This is a genomic window from Colwellia sp. BRX10-1, assembly GCF_014077545.1.
In the GTDB taxonomy this organism is placed as follows: domain Bacteria; phylum Pseudomonadota; class Gammaproteobacteria; order Enterobacterales; family Alteromonadaceae; genus Colwellia_A.
On record NZ_JACGWC010000008.1, the window covers coordinates 132,020 to 147,561 of the forward strand.

The 15,542-nt window shown below is 35.0% G+C and carries 17 protein-coding genes, 1 tRNA gene and 1 pseudogene; 7 read left to right on the forward strand and 12 right to left on the reverse strand.

Translation table 11 applies throughout. The annotated features are described in order from the left end of the window. Positions 1 to 71: 71 nt before the first annotated feature. Positions 72 to 308 carry an RNA-binding protein gene (locus tag H4J75_RS09205; RefSeq protein WP_070373576.1) on the reverse strand — a complete coding sequence of 79 codons (237 nt, stop codon included), beginning with the start codon at positions 306 to 308 and terminating at the stop codon, positions 72 to 74. 309 nt (positions 309 to 617) lie between these two features. Between H4J75_RS09205 and icd the strand changes: the two genes are divergently transcribed. From icd to H4J75_RS09220, 3 genes and pseudogenes are all read left to right on the forward strand, one after another. After that, a complete protein-coding gene (icd, locus tag H4J75_RS09210; RefSeq protein WP_182221942.1) occupies positions 618 to 1,868 on the forward strand; it encodes an NADP-dependent isocitrate dehydrogenase in 1,251 nt (416 codons plus the stop codon). Between the two features lie 136 nt (positions 1,869 to 2,004). Next, positions 2,005 to 2,218 (forward strand): annotated as a pseudogene (locus H4J75_RS09215) (cold shock domain-containing protein); the annotation flags it as partial. 372 nt (positions 2,219 to 2,590) lie between these two features. Further along, entirely contained in the window at positions 2,591 to 3,832 is a 1,242-nt protein-coding gene (locus H4J75_RS09220; RefSeq protein WP_182215169.1) for a tyrosine-type recombinase/integrase, read from the forward strand. Positions 3,833 to 3,911: 79 nt separating this feature from the next. Here the strand turns inward: H4J75_RS09220 and H4J75_RS09225 are convergent, their stop codons facing one another. Genes H4J75_RS09225 through yejK form a run of 4 tightly spaced genes read right to left on the reverse strand, consistent with a single transcriptional unit; the run spans position 3,912 to position 7,785 of the window. Then, complete coding sequence (locus H4J75_RS09225) at positions 3,912 to 4,742, reverse strand: M23 family metallopeptidase (RefSeq protein ID WP_182221944.1); 831 nt, start codon at positions 4,740 to 4,742, stop codon at positions 3,912 to 3,914. Further along, on the reverse strand, positions 4,735 to 5,613 hold the full coding sequence (locus tag H4J75_RS09230) for a 6-carboxytetrahydropterin synthase (RefSeq protein WP_182221945.1): 879 nt from the start codon (positions 5,611 to 5,613) through the stop codon (positions 4,735 to 4,737). The genes H4J75_RS09225 and H4J75_RS09230 overlap by 8 nt, the downstream gene beginning before the upstream one ends. Positions 5,614 to 5,632: 19 nt before the next feature. Next, entirely contained in the window at positions 5,633 to 6,679 is a 1,047-nt protein-coding gene (gene pyrC / locus H4J75_RS09235) for a dihydroorotase (protein WP_182221946.1), read from the reverse strand. 29 nt (positions 6,680 to 6,708) lie between these two features. After that, a complete protein-coding gene (gene yejK, locus H4J75_RS09240; protein WP_070373582.1) occupies positions 6,709 to 7,785 on the reverse strand; it encodes a nucleoid-associated protein YejK in 1,077 nt (358 codons plus the stop codon). A gap of 79 nt (positions 7,786 to 7,864) precedes the next feature. Between yejK and H4J75_RS09245 the strand changes: the two genes are divergently transcribed. The 3 genes from H4J75_RS09245 (at position 7,865) to H4J75_RS09255 (ending at position 10,008) form a co-directional block, all read left to right on the forward strand. Beyond that, positions 7,865 to 8,077 carry a DUF1414 domain-containing protein gene (locus H4J75_RS09245; RefSeq protein WP_070373583.1) on the forward strand — a complete coding sequence of 71 codons (213 nt, stop codon included), beginning with the start codon at positions 7,865 to 7,867 and terminating at the stop codon, positions 8,075 to 8,077. Between the two features lie 64 nt (positions 8,078 to 8,141). Further along, positions 8,142 to 9,833 (forward strand): DUF3413 domain-containing protein, encoded by a 1,692-nt coding sequence (locus H4J75_RS09250; RefSeq protein WP_182221947.1) that lies wholly within the window; start codon positions 8,142 to 8,144, stop codon positions 9,831 to 9,833. Positions 9,834 to 9,931: 98 nt separating this feature from the next. Then, positions 9,932 to 10,008, forward strand: a tRNA-Pro gene (locus H4J75_RS09255). 353 nt (positions 10,009 to 10,361) lie between these two features. Here H4J75_RS09255 and H4J75_RS09260 read toward each other — a convergent pair. After that, positions 10,362 to 10,772, reverse strand: a complete 411-nt coding sequence (locus H4J75_RS09260) for a hypothetical protein (protein WP_182215160.1) — start codon at positions 10,770 to 10,772, stop codon at positions 10,362 to 10,364. Between the two features lie 271 nt (positions 10,773 to 11,043). Here H4J75_RS09260 and H4J75_RS09265 point away from each other — a divergent pair, with 271 nt between their 5' ends. Further along, positions 11,044 to 11,487 (forward strand): hypothetical protein, encoded by a 444-nt coding sequence (locus H4J75_RS09265; RefSeq protein WP_182221948.1) that lies wholly within the window; start codon positions 11,044 to 11,046, stop codon positions 11,485 to 11,487. A gap of 90 nt (positions 11,488 to 11,577) precedes the next feature. On the opposite strand, the gene H4J75_RS09270 is transcribed toward H4J75_RS09265, so the two are convergent. From H4J75_RS09270 to H4J75_RS09295, 6 genes are all read right to left on the reverse strand, one after another. After that, complete coding sequence (locus tag H4J75_RS09270; protein WP_182221949.1) at positions 11,578 to 12,465, reverse strand: alpha/beta fold hydrolase; 888 nt, start codon at positions 12,463 to 12,465, stop codon at positions 11,578 to 11,580. Positions 12,466 to 12,549: 84 nt separating this feature from the next. Continuing rightward, positions 12,550 to 12,903, reverse strand: a complete 354-nt coding sequence (locus H4J75_RS09275) for a hypothetical protein (RefSeq protein ID WP_182221950.1) — start codon at positions 12,901 to 12,903, stop codon at positions 12,550 to 12,552. 78 nt (positions 12,904 to 12,981) lie between these two features. After that, entirely contained in the window at positions 12,982 to 13,395 is a 414-nt protein-coding gene (locus H4J75_RS09280) for a hypothetical protein (protein WP_182221951.1), read from the reverse strand. 114 nt (positions 13,396 to 13,509) lie between these two features. Next, positions 13,510 to 13,917, reverse strand: a complete 408-nt coding sequence (locus tag H4J75_RS09285) for a ribonuclease E inhibitor RraB (protein WP_182221952.1) — start codon at positions 13,915 to 13,917, stop codon at positions 13,510 to 13,512. Between the two features lie 110 nt (positions 13,918 to 14,027). Then, positions 14,028 to 14,627, reverse strand: coding sequence for a hypothetical protein (locus H4J75_RS09290; protein WP_182221953.1), 600 nt, complete (start codon positions 14,625 to 14,627; stop codon positions 14,028 to 14,030). Positions 14,628 to 14,730: 103 nt separating this feature from the next. Further along, positions 14,731 to 15,198, reverse strand: coding sequence for a hypothetical protein (locus tag H4J75_RS09295; protein WP_182221954.1), 468 nt, complete (start codon positions 15,196 to 15,198; stop codon positions 14,731 to 14,733). Positions 15,199 to 15,542: the final 344 nt, after the last annotated feature.

Consider the following 15,542-nt stretch of genomic DNA (forward strand, 5'->3'; position numbering starts at 1 on the left):
AAGATAAAAAAGGCTGAGTATCTTAATTGATACTCAGCCTTTTTATTGAATGCTAATAATGATAATTAGTCTTACTTAGATATTTTCACTCTAATTCTATTACTACCAATTCTAGTTTCGTGCAGTGCTTTAATCGCTTTTTTAGCTTCTGCTTCATTAGGCATTGCCACAAACGCGAAACCTTTAGATTTTCCCGTTTCTTGGTCTAAAACTAAAGTACATTCGGTGACACCACCATGAGCTGAAAATAAAATCCGAATTTCTTGTTCGGTTGTAGAGCGAGATAAGTTACGTACTAATAGTTTCATCAACAATCCTAAAAAATAATATTAAAAGTAATTATCTCAAGATAGTTTACTTTCACCAAGCTATTTTATTTCATTAGCGGTTATTAATAGCTTTCAAACACATAATTTAAACGGTTGTTTAAATTATTCACCTCGGTTATAGTCAATATCACCTATTCTGTATTAGTGTTGCAGGTCTTTTTCATTTATTTTTAACATTCAAGTAAAGATAACCTATACTAAAATAAGCAGTTTTATCCATAATTCAAACAATATAGCTTTAAAGTTAATACCTGTTAACGTTATTGTGCTAAAGAAGAGGAATCATATATGTCTACGAACGTAACAATCCCGACTGAAGGTCAAGCCATTACCTGTGAAAACGGGCAGCTATGTGTCCCGAATAATCCGATAATCCCTTTTATTGAAGGTGACGGTATTGGCATCGATGTAACACCGCCAATGATAAAAGTTGTTAACGCTGCTGTTGAAAAAGCTTATAACAGTGATCGTAAGATTCACTGGATGGAAGTTTATGCCGGTGAAAAGGCAACCCAAGTTTACGATTCAGAAACATGGTTACCTGATGAAACATTAGAAATGTTTAAGCAGTTTAAAGTGGGTATAAAAGGGCCGTTAACTACGCCTGTAGGTGGTGGCATGCGTTCATTAAACGTTGCACTTAGACAAATATTAGATCTATATGTTTGCCAACGCCCAGTACAATGGTTCACCGGTGTACCAAGCCCGGTTAAAAAACCAAGCGAAGTAGATATGGTTATTTTTCGAGAAAATTCAGAAGATATCTATGCTGGTATTGAGTATAAAGCGGGATCTGATCAAGCGAAGAAAATGATTAAGTTTTTAATCGATGAAATGGGCGCAACAAAAATTCGTTTCACCGAGAACTGTGGTATAGGTATTAAGCCAGTATCTAAGGAAGGTACCGAACGCTTAGTGAGAAAAGCCATTCAGTATGCTATTGATCACGACAGAGAGTCGGTAACTTTAGTACACAAAGGTAATATCATGAAGTATACCGAGGGTGCCTTTAAAGAATGGGGTTACCAATTAGCACGTGATGAATTTGGTGCTGACTTTATTGCGGGTGGTCCTTGGTGTTCATTTTTAAACCCAAAAACGGGTAAAGAGATCATCATTAAAGATGTTATTGCTGATGCAATGCTACAGCAAATTTTATTAAGACCCGCAGAATACAGTGTTATCGCAACATTAAATTTAAACGGTGACTATATATCTGACGCATTAGCAGCACAAGTTGGCGGCATTGGTATTGCACCAGGCGCGAACATGAATGATGATATTGCCATTTTTGAAGCAACACATGGCACAGCACCAAAATATGCGGGTTTGAACAAAGTTAATCCAGGCTCTGTTATTTTGTCAGCAGAAATGATGTTGAGACATATGGGTTGGGTTGAAGCTGCTGATTTATTACTTAAAGGTATGTCAGGTGCCATTAACGCTAAAACAGTCACTTACGATTTTGAACGTTTGATGGATGGTGCAACACTCGTTACATGTTCAGAGTTTGGTGATTGTATTATTGACCATATGTAATATTAACGTCATTAAATTATAGTAAAGAGGATCAGTCGAACCAAATTCGACTGGTCTTTTTTAATGATAATTATTATGATATTTACCCTAGAACAAGCTTTAATAGTTTATAACCAAACGCTGTAATGGAATCGTGATGCACAAAGGACAATTAACAAGTTGGAAAGATAATAAAGGTTTTGGCTTCATTCAATCGAGTGAACTGACTAAAGATACCTTTATTCATATATCATCATTAAAAGAGATGAGCAGAAAACCTAAAGTAGGTGATTTAATTTACTTTGAAGTAGAAAAGCAAACTAACGGTAAAAGCAAAGCCGTTAATTGTCGTATTGAAGGTGTTGAAGCTAAAGTGATACAAGAACATAAACCTCGTATTTACAGAAATACTTCAGCCGTTAAAAGTAAGCTTGTTTTATTATTAGTGCTAGTAGGTATTGGTGCTTTTGCATTTCAACGACTAGGGTTAGCGCCTTAACACTTGACGCGATAAACAACGTTCGTAATTTATCGCGTTGCTAGACGACAAGTTTATGAAAGAAATTAAAGTAAATTAAGACTAAAATAGCAGATCAGAAGCTTTTTAATCTACGAGTAATTACGGGGAGCACTTCCCTAGATTCCATATAGCTCACTATGTCCGATACTCTTCAGTATTGGACATAGTGAGTATAATGGTTTAGACTGCATTTATACGTACTATCTACTTGGTTTTCAAAATAATGTTGTTAAATAAACCTGTTCCTTTATATCCACCATACATTGATTTGTGTGATTTTGATTTTGATGACTACCCAGAGTTAGATAAAATATTCTCATCAAATGAACCTTGGTGGCTTGAACAATTTGATTGGGGGAAAATCTTCCTTACTTATATAGGTAGAAATAAATCTACTCACACTTATGACCGATTTAGAAATGACGTTGAACGTTTTCTTCTGTGGTCATTTATTGAAAAGAAAAAACCAATAGACCAATTACGTAAATCAGACTTACTTGAATATGCTGACTTTTGTTGGCAGCCACCAGTTACTTGGATTGGTACATCAAATCAAGAACGTTTCAAAATATCCAATGGTTATTCCTTAGCTAATGAGCTTTGGTTCCCATATAAAATCCAAGCACCTAAAAGTCTAAAATCTGAATACATCATCGATAAGAAAAAATATCGTCCATCACAACAAACACTTTCATCAATGTTTACCGCAATTATCGTTTTCTACAACTATTTAATGGCTGAGGATTTTTGCATTGGTAATCCTGCACAAATAGCTAAAAAAGATTGCCGACATTTTATAATAGACTCTCAAGTTAAAGAAGTTAAACGTCTAACCGCTAGCCAATGGCAATATGTTTTAGATACAGCCATTGAAATGGCTGATGAAAACCCACTATTTGAACGAAATTTATTTGTTATATCCGCATTAAAAACCCTTTTTTTAAGAATTTCTGAACTATCGGAACGTGAAAATTGGTCACCTACAATGGGACACTTTTGGCAAGATGATGATGAAAATTGGTGGCTTAAAGTCTTTGGAAAAAGCCGTAAATTGCGTGACATCACGGTTCCTCTTGATTTCTTACCTTTTTTAGAGCGTTACCGCTCTTCCCGAGGTTTATTAGGTTTGCCATCAAGTAATGAAAATTCAATTCTTGTTGAGAAAGTTCGTGGCCAAGGTGGTATGACATCTCGACATTTACGCCGTTTAGTTCAAAGTGTTTTTGATCAAGCACATGAAAATATGCGTAGATCCGAAGGTGAAAATAAGGCATTAAAATTGAAAGAAGCTTCTGCCCATTGGTTAAGGCATACCGGTGCAAGTATGGAAATTGAACGTGGGCGCCCTCTTAAAGATATTTCAGAAGATCTGGGTCATGCAAGCATGGCAACAACCGATACGGTATATGTTCAAAGTGAAAATAAGAAACGTGCTGAAAGTGGTAAAAAACGACGGGTTAATTAATCCTACACTCATTCATTTGTATAACTTACTACCGATTTAATAAATGAATGTAGACCTTAATATATAGCGTTAATATTTTCTATTTAATGGCAACAGCTCTTAACGCTAATGCGGGATCTAAGCGCATATTAAACCAATTAATACGCCAATCTAAATGAGGACCTGTAGTTCTGCCACTAGAGCCAACGGCAGCAACAACTTGTCCTTTTTTAACTTCGTCACCGGTTTTAACGTAAGATTTACTTAAATGTAAAAAACTAGAAGTAATACCATGACCGTGATCAATTATCATAGTGCCACCTGAATAAAACATATCAGGTACGAACATTACCACAGTGCCCGCTGCGGGAGCTTTGACTGGATCGCCGGTTTTTCCTGCGTAATCTAAACCATAATGTGGACGTTTAGGCACACCATTAAAAACCCGTTGGCTACCATAAACACCCGTAATAATACCTGTTATTGGTGCAATAAATCCTTTAGCAAAATCAGTTTTATTACTTAAGGTTTTTCTGGCTGCACTCACTTGCGCGCCGTCTTGCTTAGAACGAGTAATAGCTTTTGGATTTGGGTTCATTATTTTTTTGGCAATACCTTCAATACGCTGTATATCGTATTGACGCTTTGCCGGTGTTAAAGACTTTAATTCTTTTTCACCATTTGGTTGAGTGATCACTAATTGATGCGTTTTCTCATCATCGCGGCTAAATCCAAAAACGTAATCGCCATATGCAGATAAAGGTAGCACTTTCCCATTAAAAGTAACGACATTATTATTAGCTGTTTTACCTATGACTAAAGCGCCCTGCTTTATTTCTCCCGAAAGCTTAATATCAGCAAACGTGTACGGACTAAAAAAAACACTGGCTAAACAAAAGGTTATAAGCTTAATGTTTTTAGTATTAAGCATTTGCAATAGCGCCTTTACCAACACCTTCAAAGGCAACAACCGTTACATCACTTTGATTATCAGCAACTAATTGTCTGGCAATAAAGTCGGCTAAAAGCTCAACGGTTGAGTCACAATCGACAACGTCTAATACCTTATTCTCAACCGCGATGTCAAAGCGACCTTGTGGCGCGGTATAAGAAAAGAAATGGTGATCGGGCGTCAAATTATGTTGAGCAAAATTTGACAGTTCAATATCTGCTTTTGCAACACGGTCAACATCTGAAGCAATATAAATATCTTGCCAACGTAAGCACCAAGCTTTTTCTAATGCAGCTACCCGTTGACCTTTTTGTAAGATATGAATAGTAGAACGGTGACCATGGGCAATACGCTGACAATTTCCGTCATGTAATTTTAAACCATGGGTGTAGTGGTAAAAATCGCCACTTATATTCTCTGGTCGAAGGGTTAGCTTAAGACCTTGAACATTTTGTGGTAATTGCTCAAGAATTATTGCGGTTAAATGCTCAGTAACAGATGCTACATCAATCGTATCGCTAGTAATTTTAGCAAAAGCACATTTTGGTGACTGTAAATAGTAACTGGCTCGCTCACTAATAAAATCAACGTATTCATGGTTTTCCTGATGTAATGAATCAGTAACAGTAATACATTCGTTTTTCATCGGTAATAATAATTTATGATCAACAGCATCATCTATAATTGCTTTAATTTGCTTTTTAACCACAGCAAAGTCAAGCACCATGCTCATTTCATTGAGAGCACCATCAAGGAGTACATCAACGATCCAACTCTCGCCGACAATGCCACGTTCCTGGCAACAGTATGAAAAATCAATGACCGTTAAATCATTTACAAATAATTGCATTATTACTTCCTATTTAAATCTAGTCTTTTACTTGCCAAGCAATAGTATCGTTAGCACGGATTGGCACAACAACATCATGACCAAACGACATCGTCGCTGGTACATGCCATTGGGCTTTTTCTAAAGTTATTTTATCGTTATTAACGGGTAAATTATAAAATGCTGGCCCATGTAAACTCGCAAAGCCCTCTAATTTATCCAAGGCCCCTGCTGCTTCAAATGCTTCAGCATAAAGCTCAATTGCAGCATGTGCCGTATAAGATCCCGCACAGCCACAAGCAGATTCTTTGGCATGTTGTGGGTGAGGAGCAGAATCAGTTCCTAAGAAAAATTTACGACTGCCTCCAGTTGCTGCAGCAATTAATGCTTGTTGATGAATGTTACGTTTCAAAATAGGTAGACAGTAGTAATGAGGTTTAATTCCGCCAACTAACATATCGTTACGATTAAATAATAAATGGTGAACGGTAATTGTCGCCGCAACGTTATCACCTGCTTGTTCAACAAATTCGACCGCATTTTTAGTGGTTATATGTTCTAAAACTATTTTTAATTCCGTATATTTTGCTACTAAGGGCGTTAAAATAGTTTCAATAAATATCGCTTCACGATCAAATATATCAATATGGCTGTCAGTCACTTCGCCGTGGATCAATAAAAGCATGCCCACTTCTTGCATTGCTGTAAGTACATCAGCGATGTTATCAACACTCGTCACACCAGAAGAAGAGTTTGTCGTTGCCCCAGCAGGATACAACTTAGCCGCAAAAACAAGACCCGTTGCTTTAGCGTCGTATATTTCTTGTACGGTGGTTTTATCAGTTAAATAAAGCACCATTAATGGTTGAAATGGCGTACTTTGTTTTGAGCCGTTTATATTAGCAGCCATAATGCGTTGATGATATTGCGTCGCTAATTCAGCATTGGTAACTGGAGGAACTAAGTTTGGCATAATAATAGCGCGGCCAAAGTAACGGCTAGTATCTGGAACTGTGGTCGTTAAAGCATCGCCATCGCGTAAATGTACATGCCAATCGTCTGGGCGAGTAATGGTTAATGTTGTCATTTTTATACCTATAAATTAGTTAACTAAGTTTAAAATTCTGTATTTTCAGATTGATGAGCGTCTTGCTCTTTCTTATCAGCCGTTTGCAATAACGCTAATAATTGATCTTTTAAATTTGGTGGTACTTTATAAATAGTAATACTTTCATTTGCCGCATTGTAAACAACGTCTTCGCCAAAGTGACTGCGTTCAAAGCTCAAGCTGATCCCGTTACCATACCCTGAGTACTTAGTGACTTTATTAACAACCGTTTGATCATGTGGAAAAGATTCTTCCAACGGATAAGATTGCTCTTGGCAAAATTGGTGAAAATCTTGAGTGGCGCCCTCTTGCTTGATCACTTGCCCTATTTCTTGAATGGAGACATCCTGAGCAGCACTTTTTTGTTCTTTACAGTAACTCAATAATTCTTTGCGAGTATTCTGTTTTTCTGTCGCATCAAGTTGATTAACAGCAACATAATCTTCAACGGCCTGCACTAACGTTTGTGTTTGTTCTTTGGAATTTAAGCCTTCTTCACAACCTAAAAAGTCTAAAAAGAAATCAGAAACAACACGACCCGCTCTACCTTTGATAAACGAAACATACTTATTACCTTGCTGGTTTTCTTTATAATCAAATAAATCGATACGCGCTGCTAATTGCATACGCGCGGTATCAAGGTGTTTGTCAGCAGAAATATTTAATTCGCCATCGACAGAATAATGTTCAGAAACGGGGATCACTGTAGCAAGTAAATAACGACCGCCCATGTACTCATAGTGACAAACAACTAAGTAGCCTGTTTCTGCCAGGTTATATTTTTCCAATTCATTTTTTAATAAATTAGCCGCCTGACTACTAAAAGCATAAAAACTTTGTGATTCACCTAAATAGCTTTCCATAATATCAACAAAACGAGCAGTATCTCCTGCTGCAGGCATAGTGGTAAAATGTCCGTAGGCTTTACTCGCTTTAGCATTATAGATTTTATGAAGTCCATCAACAAAATTTTCAATCTTATTGCTGATTTCGATAGATTCTGGCCCTAAACGCAGCACAACTTCACCGGTTTCTTCTTTTTTGGTTAAAAAATGTAGGGCAATGTTTGAAATAATTAAGCTCATAGTTAAAGGCCAGTTTTATATTGTTCAGGCATTTGATAAACTTGTACCAATCTATCAAATAACCTATTAAGTATTTAAGATGCCTATTGTATCCAAGTATTCGAATGAACGTGTAGAAAAAATTATCCAAGATTTACATAATGTTTTAGTTAATGAGTCTGCAACCCCTGATCTAGCGCTAATGTGCTTAGGAAATACCTTAACAGAAATTATTAATAAAAATATTCCTGAAGCAAAAAGAGCTGATATTGTAACCAATTTCACTAATGCTTTAAAAAAGTCAGTCCTATAATTACCACTATATTCATAAAATATAGAACTGATAAACTACAATAATAAGAGAATGATAATTAACTATGGTTGCATTTGATTCAAAAACGTATAGCAAGCGCCTGTTACACCTGATCAGTTGGAGCCATTGGTTCACTTTTTTTAATATAATTGCCGCCATTGGATTATCATCCTTTTATATTTTTAGTGAAGGAGGTCCCGAGACATTCCTTGGACAATTTTATTTAATCACCACGTGGTTTAGTCATATGGGTTTTTTAACCTTTATGACTTTTGTTTTAATACTATTCCCGATCACCTTAATATTTCCACATACCCGTTTTATTCGAGCAACAGCCTCTGTGGTCTTTACCCTGCAATTGTTAATATTACTGCTAGATGCTTATATATATAACAGTTTGGGTTACCATCTAAATGCTTCTTCAAGCGCACAAATTGTTGATCTAATTAGCACGCAAATACAACATAACAGCCGTATGTTTTGGTTTGTTAGTATCGTATTAACCTTGTTTATTTTAGCCTTTGAATTAATTCTGAGTAATTATGCGTGGAAACATTTAAGAGACTTACAGAAAGTCGTCTTCGCAAAATTTGTTGTTATTGGTTTAGTCTGTTCTTTTTTCTTTAGCCACTTATTACATATTTGGGCTGATGCGAACTTAGAATATGATATTTTAAGGCAAGACACAGTATTACCTTTGTCATACCCTTCGACGGCAAAAACATTACTCACCAAATACGGTATGTTTGACCGTGAAGCATACATAGAAAGAACAACAAGCCCACTAGCCTTTACCAATGCTATTCCTCAATACCCGCTGCTCAATGAAGCGTGTGTATCACAAACACCAATACAAAAATCAGTATTTATGGTGGTTAACGATGTAAGCTTAACAGATAAGCAGATCAAGCAATTCAAGCAGAGAAACACCCAAAACCAGTTAACGCTCGAACATCATATAGATAACGCCTTACACAAAAACGCGTGGTTTAACTTGTTTTACAGCTTGCCTAGTATTTACCAAGAAGGCTTGGAAGAACAAAAGGCGATCCCTTTACTCTTTCAATTATTAGACAGAAATAAGTTGGCAAGTTCTTACACAATGATCCATGACAAGATAAATAAAGAACTAGTTTCAGAATCACAAGGTTTTGAACATTTATTTAGCCAGCAAACGACACTTGATAATATTTCATCACTAGTCTTTGCTGATAAGCTTAATAGCTTACCTGTAGGCTTACATTTATTTTATTTTGCTGACAGTAATACTTACCAATTTGAATTGTTTATGGATGCTTTGCTACTAGCACAAAAAACAAAACAAACTAAAGATATTATTTGGATCACTTCCGTTGGCAATAAGACCAAGGCGACCAGTTTATCTATTAAACCTTCGTTACTTATTTTACCTGAAAGTAAAAGTAAAACAGTGAGCCATTTAACCAGTCACATGGATATTCAACCAACCCTTATACAGGAATGGTTAAACTGTGACATTAATGAAACAACCTATAGTAATGGTAAAAATGTTCTGCGGTTATCCAAAGACCGTATTATTGCCAATACCATGGACGATGGCATGATGGTATTTAGTAAAGACAAATCGGTGTTTATTGATCAAAACGGTAATTTCCAAAGCTACTCTCGACAATTAGCGGCTCCCATAATGGTAAACTCTGATTTTCCATTAATGATTGATGGGGTTAACTTTATTAAGCAGTTTAGTAAGCAGGCAGAGAAATTGAACAATAAATAAACTAACAGATTGATTTTCTATATTTTATATTGCAATCAGTATTTAAACCATTATTATACAGGCAGTAAACAGATTAACCCTCTTAATGTTTACTGATTCGGGGTATAGCGCAGCTTGGTAGCGCGTGCGTCTGGGGGACGTGAGGTCGCAAGTTCGAATCTTGCTACTCCGACCATATTAATGAATCAAGACGTCCTAGGACGTCTTTTTTTATGCCTAAAGACCAATCTAAACGACTAATCAGCAAAATTATAACGCTTTTTACAGACCTATATTGTGTTATGAAATCCCACCGCTAATTAACACTCTAAGTAACACTATCTATTACTCATGATTATGATGTTATTTAGAAAGACCTGATTGTTTAATTATTATAATATTGATGTGTCATAGCAAAATAGCATAACCATTAGGCAATATTTAAGTTAAGGCCGCAAAAGACAAAAATTATAATTTTACTGATACTTTAGGCTTACAAATGACACCAAGAAAAGATAATGGATAAAAGAGATCACAGTATTACTTTAGCTATGCTCTCTCTTTACCGTGATAGAAATATACAAACTTCTCAATATCGTGAACGCCTGTTCCCCACATAGGTGAGTTTAATGAAATAACAGAACCGTCCTTTGCTATTTTAATCTTTTCTCTTACATAAGTTTCAAATTCTGAAAAGTTCTCAATTTTAATGTTTTTTAATTCTTCTACAAAGTGCGCTGCTTTATACTTAACGGCTTCTCGCTCATAGTGTTTCGCACAGTTTTCAGGAATAAGAAAAAATTCTTCATCTTCATCCCAATCAAAGGCTTCCACGTAGTCAATTTCTATACTTCCTGACCCATCTTCTGAGTAACATGCAAAGGCGACATCATAGTCTTTTGTTTCAGGCTGCTTGCTAAAGACAGACTCTAAATCGTCGATGATATGCTGAACCTTCATTTAGCTTCCTAACACCCCATTAAGAGGTTTTAATTGTTGGTTAAAAAAGTGACGAGGGAGCAAATAGCGAACTCTTACTTGTCCTTGTTAAATGGCTTGTTAGCCTTATGTTACCTACTTGTTACATAGAAAAAAACTACATTTTTGTCTTCTATTTAAGCTTGAATATTACATTAAAATATCTATAATCCTGCTGGCTAATAAGTTTAAGGAATGAACGATTTATAATTAACTCCATTAAACGCAGGTAAATATTACAATTATGACTGTCATGGCACACCCAAATTTACAAAATGTTAAGCGATATAGAGTTCAAGATAAGGTTTTTGGTATTCAAGAATACTTTTCTATTGCCAAGCATGGTGACAAAGCTAAAATTTTAGCAGAGAAAAGACAAAAAGAAATCTCTCAAAAAAGACTATATCGTCAAATACGTATGCAGTTAGATATAAATAAGATATTTCATCCTGATGGAACCGTTATTGGACTAAAACGAACATTAAAAAATAAAAGTGGTTCAATAAAGCAAATTTTACATATTCAAATTATCGTAAATGGCAAACAGAAAAAAACTGATATCACAATTGATAATAAAACCTTTGAACAAGCATATCTTAAGGCTCAAAATAAAATATTGGAGTTAAGAAAAATTGAGCAATCTCCTGAAATAACAGAAATATTCAAAAAAATAGCTGGATACTACAAATACAGCTAATGCCCCATCAAGAGGCTTTTAATTGTTGATTACAATGTTAACGCCACTTAACCAATGGTTTAAATGCCTGCTTGAATGCCTTGCTATGAATCAATTACCACCAATCAATGATTCAATATTACTAACAACTAGATCAGGATCTGCTATATGTAGATGATGTCTTTTTGATTCAGAAAAAATAATTTTAGTATCAGTCGATAAAGCTTTAAAACTGTTAATTGCATTAGCATATAAATCATTCATAGGCTTAGCAATACTGTCGGGAACAAAAGGTTCATCATATCTAGGTGTTTGGTTAATATAATCTTTACTTGTTTTTGAAAAAAGAACAATAAGAGGCTTACCTTCAAAAGTTTTGGAAGCTGTGATTAACTCATAACTTTTAAGGTGATCTACTTTTTCAGCCATGTTTTTAAACATAGGGTCTTTTACACCTAACTCAAATTCCATTATATCTTGCAAATCTTTATTTTCTGTTTCAAAGCCATCAGGCCATCTTGTAGCCATTGTATGAAAATACCCATAAATACCTGGGTCAATGAATACAGCACCTAAAACATCACTGGTATATAAATGATTGTAAGCTCGAATAATGTAGGATGCATAGGAACCACCAGCAAAATAATATGGAGGTTTAACATTGGCGACAGATAATAATTCATGTAACCAGTTTGCCGTATCAAAAACGGTAAAAGGTACAGGCCCTTTCTCACTTTTCCCCAACCCTAAACGATCGTATAAACAAATACTGAAAGTTTTATTTAACCGCTTAACATTATTCATCCAAGCTCCATCCGAGCCTGCTCTGCTATAACCTTGCTCTAAAATAAGCTTAGGTTTATCGTTTTCATAACATTCTAAATAAAGTTTAAAACCACCAACATCATAAAGTCCTTTCTTTGTTGGTAATAGAGTTTCATCGTTGGCTGTACTGCTAAAGTTTACCAAGAGAAATATAAATGCTAAATATGATTTCATACACTGTCCTTGTATATATTTGATACCTAACGCCCTATTAAGAGCCAACTGTTATTTGTCTTGCTTTAACAGCTTGTGAGGCGTTTAAAAAAACCAACCCGTTGGATTATCAATAGCCTTTTCCTGATCAAGCGCTTTCATGCCTTTAACCGAACGAATTATTAGCCAAACCATCCAAAACAGCAGCACAAACCAACCAATTAAGATCACAGATAAAACTGAACCTAAAAAGATAAAAAGAGCACCAATCCAAAAAGTTCTAATTTGGAATTGATAATGTGTTTTTAACCATTCAGGTGCTTCGTCCCTATTGATATAGGCCATTACAACGCCAATAATCCCAGTTATACCAAAGATTAAGCCGACCATATAAAGTATGTAAACTATTTTGGCAGACCCTTTCGTTGTAGGTCTATTTTCCACTGTTACTTCACTCATCTATTTTTTCCTTTAATTGTGATGAATTTTAATTAATTTCTAAACATCAATAAAAGCCTAACGCCCTGCTTGAATGGCTTATACGCACGAACCTTTTGAAAAGCTTAAATTCATAATATTCTCTAATCGATCACTATCTCCATTCCTAATATCTATAGAAACATAGTTGCCAGCGTTTATATATTCTACAAGCTGTGCGTCCCTACAAACTTTATCTTTTATGTACTTACCAGAGTTCGTTTTTATTTTAGTTTTATCATTTGAATCAAGATTTTCACCTATACCACTTAATTCTAATGCTAAACCTACAGTATTTTTATCTACGTGAAAATATGTCATTTTTATACGATTATCATTTTCAGTAAAATATTGTTCAAACGATGTCTTTAATTCTTCCTGAGATGGTTGCATTAAATCATTGTATGCCATTCTGCTTATATTTAGTGCCAATAGAAAAAATAGTATTTTTTTGAGATGCTTCTTCCAAACCATATTAGATAACCCAGTGCGTTTAACACCCCATTAAGTGGAAAATGATCGTTGACTAAAATAAGCGACGAAAGAGCAGATAGCCAACTGTTATTTTTCCTGCTTGTATAGCTTATATTACATTTCTACCGATGCGCCCCAACCTACTGTTTCGCATGAGTTTGATGGAATTAAGGGCATTAATTTAGCTCTAAATGAAGAAATCTCACTTAAATTCAACTTCATATAAGCGCTTAAAGATGAAGACCAAAGTTTCCTTTTTTCAGAATAGAATATGTAATCATCGTCAAAGCCAACAACTTTTGCTCTTGATATTATTTCAGCAACTTGTTGCTGACTTTTGCAGTCAACCATAAAACTTACCCAGTGTACTTTCTTAGCATTAGATCCTTTCTGAATGAGCAACTCAATTAAACTTTGATCAGCTTTAAGGTAATTAAATGGTGAAGGTTCCAGATTTATCTGCTTTGTAGAACAGCCACAAATAGAAATAAGTACTAAAGTTAATAATGTTATTTTGCGCACAAACTTTCCTTGTAATATAACGCCCTATTAACGGGCTAAAAATTGTGGGATATAATAGAACAGAGCGAACAGTTCACTGTAATTAGTCCTGCTTAATTGACTTTTTATGCTCAAAACACTCTGAATTTTTCGTTAGAAATAGCTTGTTCTTTAACATTTGTTGCCAAATAAACAACTTTAGAAACATCTGAAATACGCTCATGTTTCAGGTAAGGAGATTGAGCCTTCTCCCAATACTTATTAAGAAAGGCAAACTTTAATTTTTTAAATTGCTCAGGCTCTACGTAAATGTCCGATGAATACCAATATTTAGAAATACTTCCATCTTGATACTGAATGGTTAATAGTTGAGTTTTATATCCTAATATAGTTAGATCGGACGATTTGATCTTGATACTGGCTAAAGTTCTGGTTTCATCTGAACCATCGAAAGTCTCTACTTTATTCGAATTCCGAAAGCGTACGTATTGTTTGTTTTCTTTTGAAATATAAACTTCCCATACATTGTCATTACTCTTTTCAATTTTTGTAAAACCCTCTTTGTAATAAGTCTTCATTTCATATCCATAAATATTTTGGACTTCAGAGTCTGAGACGCTCTTATTCAGAGAGATTGCCGAAATAGAATAAGTGATAACACCTTCAAAGCTCTTTTTGGCATATGAATTTAAACTAATAAGGGTAAGTAAAATTAAGGGCAGAAACTTCATAATAATCCTTGAGCATAACGCCTAATTAAGAGGCAAAATTTAGTTCGCGAAAATGTTGAACGAAGTTAAACAGTCACCTGTTTTTATCCGTTTGAAGTTATTGTTAAGCTTTTTGATTTATTGGCTCAACATCAATAAATGGTGTTGAAGGTGTTAACCTAAAAAATACTACACGAACACCAATGTCTGAAGTTTTAATGGTAATATTTATTAAAGCATCACCGTTTTCGAAAGTGCCTTTGAACGAAAACTCGCCTGTTGTACCAGACGTGTGAGCATTGTAATTACCAATTTCAAAATCTGAAATACTTTTAATTTTTCCCATCGTTTTGAATTGGGCCAGTATTATTTTACTCTCTTGAGTATTGATTTGTTCAATAAATTCATTACTCAAACGAGCATATATGTCCTGTGTTTCCCAGCGCTCACTGAAATCAGCCATAAACTGTTGCACAAATGGCTCTTGTTCGTCCTTAAAGCTAGATGAACCTGCCGCTAAAAATATAATTAAGATTACAATCAGCGTAAATAGACCACCAAGCCACATCATTAACTTTTTTAGAAACTCCATACTATGATTTATCCTTAAATGTCTAACGCCCGTTAAGCGGTAAAAATATTGTTGGCCAAAATTGACAACGCAGAGATAACAGTCAACTGTTGTTTGTAGTTTGAATGTCTTGTTAGCAAACAATTTAGTTAAAAAACAAGCTTTTGCACTGTACTGATGGAAGTGATAAGCATAAATTACCGCATCACTTAGCCACAAAACTTAATAGTTAAACAATAACACAGAATGCTTAACAAATTATAAACAAAATAATTACAACAAAAAAGGAAGGAAGCAAACACTAATCCTTTGATGTTAAGGGACAAACACACCGATAATAGTTAAGAAATTGTGTTGCCTCTGAA

Bases quoted from the DNA above. Each gene is read 5' to 3' on its own strand.
- H4J75_RS09280 (WP_182221951.1), bottom strand. From the start codon at position 13,395: ATGGTTTGGAAGAAGCATCTCAAAAAAATACTATTTTTTCTATTGGCA.
- H4J75_RS09225 (WP_182221944.1), bottom strand. From the start codon at position 4,742: ATGCTTAATACTAAAAACATTAAGCTTATAACCTTTTGTTTAGCCAGT.
- H4J75_RS09250 (WP_182221947.1), top strand. From the start codon at position 8,142: ATGGTTGCATTTGATTCAAAAACGTATAGCAAGCGCCTGTTACACCTG.
- H4J75_RS09260 (WP_182215160.1), bottom strand. From the start codon at position 10,772: ATGAAGGTTCAGCATATCATCGACGATTTAGAGTCTGTCTTTAGCAAG.
- H4J75_RS09220 (WP_182215169.1), top strand. From the start codon at position 2,591: ATGTTGTTAAATAAACCTGTTCCTTTATATCCACCATACATTGATTTG.
- H4J75_RS09295 (WP_182221954.1), bottom strand. From the start codon at position 15,198: ATGGAGTTTCTAAAAAAGTTAATGATGTGGCTTGGTGGTCTATTTACG.
- H4J75_RS09230 (WP_182221945.1), bottom strand. From the start codon at position 5,613: ATGCAATTATTTGTAAATGATTTAACGGTCATTGATTTTTCATACTGT.
- H4J75_RS09290 (WP_182221953.1), bottom strand. From the start codon at position 14,627: ATGAAGTTTCTGCCCTTAATTTTACTTACCCTTATTAGTTTAAATTCA.
- pyrC (WP_182221946.1), bottom strand. From the start codon at position 6,679: ATGACAACATTAACCATTACTCGCCCAGACGATTGGCATGTACATTTA.
- yejK (WP_070373582.1), bottom strand. From the start codon at position 7,785: ATGAGCTTAATTATTTCAAACATTGCCCTACATTTTTTAACCAAAAAA.
- icd (WP_182221942.1), top strand. From the start codon at position 618: ATGTCTACGAACGTAACAATCCCGACTGAAGGTCAAGCCATTACCTGT.
- H4J75_RS09275 (WP_182221950.1), bottom strand. From the start codon at position 12,903: ATGAGTGAAGTAACAGTGGAAAATAGACCTACAACGAAAGGGTCTGCC.
- H4J75_RS09205 (WP_070373576.1), bottom strand. From the start codon at position 308: ATGAAACTATTAGTACGTAACTTATCTCGCTCTACAACCGAACAAGAA.
- H4J75_RS09270 (WP_182221949.1), bottom strand. From the start codon at position 12,465: ATGAAATCATATTTAGCATTTATATTTCTCTTGGTAAACTTTAGCAGT.
- H4J75_RS09245 (WP_070373583.1), top strand. From the start codon at position 7,865: ATGCCTATTGTATCCAAGTATTCGAATGAACGTGTAGAAAAAATTATC.
- H4J75_RS09265 (WP_182221948.1), top strand. From the start codon at position 11,044: ATGGCACACCCAAATTTACAAAATGTTAAGCGATATAGAGTTCAAGAT.